Origin of the sequence: Streptomyces sp. ADMS (assembly GCF_033441795.1) — a bacterium.
Classification (GTDB): Bacteria; Actinomycetota; Actinomycetes; order Streptomycetales; family Streptomycetaceae; genus Streptomyces.
In genome coordinates, this window is record NZ_JAVFVX010000355.1 from 1 (window position 1) to 806 (window position 806).

The 806-nt window shown below is 69.7% G+C and carries 2 protein-coding genes and 1 pseudogene; all 3 read left to right on the top strand.

Annotated features, from left to right (window positions below):
• Positions 1–372: PspA/IM30 family protein (locus RB628_RS40985; RefSeq protein WP_412180807.1), on the top strand; the 372-nt coding region annotated here is incomplete at its 5' end.
• Positions 369–647: a PspA-associated protein PspAA gene (gene pspAA / locus RB628_RS40990; protein ID WP_318325716.1), complete on the top strand. Its 279-nt coding sequence runs from the start codon at positions 369–371 to the stop codon at positions 645–647. The genes RB628_RS40985 and pspAA, both read left to right, overlap by 4 nt.
• Positions 648–652: 5 nt before the next feature.
• Positions 653–806 (top strand): annotated as a pseudogene (locus tag RB628_RS40995) (zinc metalloprotease HtpX); the annotation flags it as partial.

Consider the following 806-nt stretch of genomic DNA (forward strand, 5'->3'; position numbering starts at 1 on the left):
AGCAAGGAGACCATCAAGGCCCGCTACACCGCAGCCGAGGCCCAGACCCGCATCACCGAAGCGGTCACCGGCATCGGCGAGGAGATGGGCGATGTCGGCATGGCCATGCAGCGCGCCGAGGACAAGACCGAACAGATGCAGGCCCGCGCCGGAGCACTGGACGAACTGCTCGCCTCCGGCGCCCTGGAGGACGCCACTCTGCCCGCCGGCCGCGACGACATCCAGGCCGAACTCGAGCGCGTCACCGCAGGCGAGGACGTGGACAGGGAACTGGCCCGGATGAAAGCCCAGCTCCCGCCGTCCGCCACCCCGCCGGCCGTAGAAGGCAAGAGCGCGGAGCAGGGCCCGCCGGACCAGGAGGCGACGTCATGATCATGCGGATTCTCGGCGAGGGCCAGTACGAGATCACCGACGAACACCTCGACCGGCTCAACGAGTTGGACGCCTCGCTGCAGTCGGCAGCCGACGCAGGCGACGAGACGGCGTTCGCAACCGCCCTGTCGGCCCTGCTGGACGCGGTGCGCAGCCTCGGCACACCCCTGCCGGACGAGACGATCACACCGTCCGACCTGGTGCTGCCCGACGAGGACACCAGCCTCACACAGGTGCGGGCCCTGCTCTCCGACGAGGGCCTCATCCCGGGGTGATGGCGATGCGCAGCCGATTCGAGCCCGATCGGCAGCTCACCGCCCGGATGCTGGGCACGATGTTCCTGCTCGGGTTGCCGTACGTGGCGTTCGTCGCCGCGCTGATCGTGCTGCTCAAGTCCGTCGTCCTGGTCGTCGTCATCGCCGCCGCGCTGCTGG